This window comes from uncultured Leptotrichia sp., from assembly GCF_938036635.1.
GTDB lineage: Bacteria > Fusobacteriota > Fusobacteriia > Fusobacteriales > Leptotrichiaceae > Leptotrichia > Leptotrichia hongkongensis.
Map to the genome: position 1 here is coordinate 1 of NZ_CALHQO010000206.1, position 4346 is coordinate 4346.

Annotated in this window: 5 protein-coding genes; all 5 read right to left on the minus strand. The window is 30.6% G+C overall.

Features of this window, described 5'->3' with window-relative positions; translation table 11 throughout:
* Positions 1-274: 274 nt before the first annotated feature.
* Positions 275-832 carry a ribosome recycling factor gene (gene frr, locus Q0370_RS04010; protein WP_299572446.1) on the minus strand — a complete coding sequence of 186 codons (558 nt, stop codon included), beginning with the start codon at positions 830-832 and terminating at the stop codon, positions 275-277.
* Positions 833-887: 55 nt separating this feature from the next.
* The gene (gene pyrH, locus Q0370_RS04015) at positions 888-1598 is read right to left on the minus strand and encodes a UMP kinase (protein ID WP_147005068.1); all 711 of its coding nucleotides are present in this window, start codon (positions 1596-1598) and stop codon (positions 888-890) included.
* 87 nt (positions 1599-1685) lie between these two features.
* Positions 1686-2570: a translation elongation factor Ts gene (gene tsf / locus Q0370_RS04020; protein WP_021744241.1), complete on the minus strand. Its 885-nt coding sequence runs from the start codon at positions 2568-2570 to the stop codon at positions 1686-1688.
* A 68-nt stretch (positions 2571-2638) separates the two neighbouring features.
* Positions 2639-3334, minus strand: coding sequence for a hypothetical protein (locus tag Q0370_RS04025; RefSeq protein WP_299572458.1), 696 nt, complete (start codon positions 3332-3334; stop codon positions 2639-2641).
* 146 nt (positions 3335-3480) lie between these two features.
* Positions 3481-4266 (minus strand): 30S ribosomal protein S2, encoded by a 786-nt coding sequence (gene rpsB, locus Q0370_RS04030; protein ID WP_299572460.1) that lies wholly within the window; start codon positions 4264-4266, stop codon positions 3481-3483.
* Between the last annotated feature and the right edge of the window lie 80 nt (positions 4267-4346).

The following is a 4346-nucleotide window of genomic DNA, read 5'->3' on the forward strand; positions in this document are numbered from 1 at the left end:
TAATAACAAGCAGTTTTTCAAACCCCAAATAAAAATCCCTTATATGAATACTTAATGATTAATTTTAATTAAAGAATATTTTATAAGTACAACGATTGTAAACAGTACAGTCTTGTCAAAAATCTTTAATTCCATTAATTTTCTGATTTCTACTATTTAAATGGAAAACAGTATTAATTAAAGCATAAAAAATGTAAAAAGAGAACTATTCTAATTCTACCAAAACTAGAATAATTCCCTATTTTTATTTCATTTCTAAATTTTATCCAAAACATTAAACTGTTAATAATTCTTTTTCTTTTTTGCTCAAAGCATCATCAACTTGTGCGATATATTTATCTGTTGATTTTTGTACTTTTTCTTCACTTGATTTTAGTTCATCTTCTGTAATTTCGCTGTCTTTTTCAAGTTTTCTAAGTTTATTATTTACGTCTTTTCTTACGTTTCTGATTGCAACTTTTCCTTCTTCAGCTTCTTTTTTTACCATTTTTACATATTCTTTTCTACGATCTTCTGTAAGTTCTGGCACAACAAGCCTAATAACTTTACCATCATTTGATGGATTAAATCCTAGATTTGCCTGTAAAATAGTTTTTTCAATTACTGGAATTAATGATTTATCCCAAGGATCAATTACTAATAATCTAGCTTCTGGAGCTGAAACTGTTCCAACTTGATTAAGGGGAGTTTGAGCACCATAAGCTTCTACTGTTACTCCATCAAGCATAGAAACGCTTGCACGTCCTGCTCTTACGTGAGAAAATTTATCTTTTGTGTTTTCTAAAGATTTTTGCATTTTTTCTTCAGCTTCTTTTAAAATTGCATCTAACATTCTTACCACCTTTTTATTTTTTATTAAAATATTTTGTTTTTTTATTTTATATCAATTATTTTTTTACAGTTGTTCCTATATTATCACCTTGAGCCATTTTTAAGATGTTCCCCTCTTCTAAGGCGTTAAATACCACAATTGGCATTTGATTTTCCCTACATAATGAAAGTGCTGCCGTATCCATTACTCCAAGATTTTTTGAAATAGCTTCATCAAAAGTTACTGTATCATATCTTACAGCATCATCAAACTTCATCGGATCTTTGTCATAAATTCCATCAACTTTTGTCCCTTTGGCAAGTACATCTGCCTGAATTTCCACAGCTCTCAATGCTCCCGAAGAATCTGTCGTAAAATAAGGATTGCTTGTTCCACCTGCAAAAATAACAACTCTTCCTTTTTCCAGATGTCTTATTGCTTTACGTCTAATATAAAGCTCGGCTACTTGCGGCATTTGAAGCGCTGTCATAACTCTTGTTGGTACTCCTATGCTTTCAATTGCATTTTGCAGTGCAAGTCCATTCATGATTGTTGCAAGCATTCCCATTGTATCTCCAGTCACTCTGTCAAAGCCTTTTTCCATCCCACTTATTCCACGAAAAATATTTCCACCACCAATAACGATAGCAATTTGCACACCTTTTTCATGCACATCCTTTATCTGTTTTGCAAAACTTTCAAGCACTTCATTTGAAAAACCAAATTCTTTGTTCCCTGCAAGTGCTTCTCCACTTAGTTTTAATAATATTCTTTTATATTTAAGCATTATAGGAGCCTCCATGAATTTTATATAGGTTATAATAACCTCCGTTTAAAAATTTACGAAAAAATAAGGGGATAATTCCCCTTATAATTAATTTCCAGAAATTTGTGCAGCTACTTCAGCAGCGAAATCTACTTCTTCTTTTTCGATTCCTTCTCCAACTTTAAATCTGTCAAATGAATTTATTGTACTTGGGGCAATAAATTGTTCGATAGTAACACTGTCATCTCTAACATATTTTTGTTGTACTAAGCAGTTTTCTTCGTAGAATTTTCTCATTTTTCCATCCAATATTTTTTCAATGATATTAGCTGGTTTTCCTTCTGATTCTAACTGATGTCTTGCAATTTCTTTTTCTCTTTCCAAATCATCAGCTGTAACTTGTGATTTATCTAAATATTTTGGATCCATTGCTGCAATGTGCATTGCAACACCTTTTGCTTTTTCAATATTTTCAGGAGTAGCTTCTCCATTAACATTTAATAATACACCAATTTTTCCACCTAAGTGAATATAAGTTTCGATAAACCCGTCAGTTGAAACAACTTTTAATCTTCTAATATTCATATTTTCACCAATTTTAGCGATTAATTCTGTCAAATGAGTTTCAACAGTTTTTCCTTCAAGTTCAAATGCTTTTAATTCATCTTCGCTTGTCAAGTCATGGCTTAAAGTCAATCCTACCAATTTTTCTCCAAAAGATTTGAATTCATCATTTTTAGCAACGAAGTCAGTTTCAGAGTTGAATTCTAAGATAGCACCTTTTTTTCTATCTTCAGAAATTGCTGCAAATACCAATCCTTCCGCTGCAACTCTTCCAGATTTTTTAGCTGCCTTAGCAATTCCTTTTTCTCTTAACCAGTCAATTGCTTTTTCAATATCTCCATCATTTTCTTGTAAAGCTTTTTTACAGTCAAGCATTCCTGCTCCTGTTCTTTCTCTTAATTCTTTAATAAGTGCTGTTGTAATTGCCACTTTATTTCCCTCCTATATTTTTAATTTTTTATTTATTTTGCTTAGTAATTAATTTATCATTCAAAAAACTACTTTGAAACATTTTTTAGTATATTCAAAATTTCTGGATTTTTATTATCAAATTCTAAAAAGTCCTTTGCATATTTCTCTGCTGTCTTATAATTTTTAGTACCATAATAATGGATTGCTAATCGGTATATTGAGTATGCATTACCAATTAATGCCATTTGTTTGTGTTCTCTAAGTTCTTTAAGTTTGTCATGTGTAAAACCAGCATCCGATAGTTGCTTTTCATATTTGTCTACTATATTCTTTTTTTCATTTTTCTCTTTAGCAGTTAAATTTAATGATTTTAGAGAGTCTTCATCACTATATAATAAAGCAAGGGAGTACGCTCCTGTGTCGTCATCTCCTAATTCAATTGCTTTTAAATAATACTTTTCTGCCTCTTTTGGATTACCTAATATGTCATAATCAGTTCCTATCTCCTCATAAGCGTAAGCATCATTTGGATATTTTTTAACATATTCTTTTAATAATGCAATCAAATTTTTCTTATCTCTTTTTTGAGTTAAAGCCATGTATTTATTTTTAAATTCAGTTTTTTCTTTTGAATACATATTCATAAGGCTTCCGTCTACTGCAAAATACTGGTTATTTATATTTGCCGTATAATTTGAAGTGCTTGTAGTTTTTTTCTGACTTTTTGCACCCAAAACACTTAAACTTGCTACCAAAAATAATCCGATTAAAAATTTTTTCATAATTTCTCACCATTTCTTTTTATTTTTAGTTCAGCTAATAGAAGTATGAGTTTATTTTCTTATTTTTTTAATTGCTATTTTACAAGAACAGGGGAATGGTTTTATTCCCCTATTGTTTTATTTGATTTTTTAAATTATATTTCAAATTATGCTTCTGTAGTTTCTTCAATAACTTCTTCTGCCACTTCTTCAACGATTTCTTCGTTTGCAGGAACTTCTACTTCTGCTCCTTCAACAACATTTTCAATTCCACCGTTTCCTTCAATTGCAGCATTTGCAATAACTTGTGCAAATAATTTTACTGATCTTATAGCATCATCATTTGCTGGAATTTTGTAAGTTACTAAATCAGGATCTACGTTTGTATCGATTAATGCGATTACAGGAATTCCTAATTTTTTAGCTTCTTCTAATGCTAAGAATTCTTTTTTGATGTCAACTACGAACAATGCTGCTGGTAAAGTGTTCATATCTTTAATTCCACCAATATTTTTAGAAAGTTTTGCCATTTCTTTTCTTAATAATCCAGCTTCTTTTTTAGTGTATGCTTCGTCTAAAGTTCCATCTGCATCCATTTCTTCAAGTTCTTTTAATCTTTTTACTCTTTTTTTGATTGTTTCCAAGTTAGTTAAAAGACCACCTAACCATCTGTGGTTTACATAGAATCCTCCAGCTCTTTCAGCTTCTTCCTTAACTGCTTCCTGAGCTTGTTTTTTAGTTCCTACGAATAATACTTTTCCACCTTCTTCAGAGATTTGTCTTACAAATTCGTAAGCTGCTTCAGTTGCTCCTAAAGTTTGGTGTAAATCCAAAATATGGATTCCATTTCTTTCTGTAAAAATGTAAGGTTTCATTTTAGGGTTCCATCTTTTTGCCTGATGTCCAAAATGTGCTCCTACTTCTAATAATTGTTTCATTGTAATTACTGCCATTACGTTTTTCCTCCTAATTTTTTTTGGTTTTTCTCCCACTTTTCTTTAAAAGACAGATTGTAATTTTTACTTTTTATCTT

Coding starts and splice junctions, on each gene's coding strand:
- frr (WP_299572446.1), bottom strand. CDS start 832: ATGTTAGATGCAATTTTAAAAGAAGCTGAAGAAAAAATGCAAAAATCT.
- rpsB (WP_299572460.1), bottom strand. CDS start 4,266: ATGGCAGTAATTACAATGAAACAATTATTAGAAGTAGGAGCACATTTT.
- Q0370_RS04025 (WP_299572458.1), bottom strand. CDS start 3,334: ATGAAAAAATTTTTAATCGGATTATTTTTGGTAGCAAGTTTAAGTGTT.
- pyrH (WP_147005068.1), bottom strand. CDS start 1,598: ATGCTTAAATATAAAAGAATATTATTAAAACTAAGTGGAGAAGCACTT.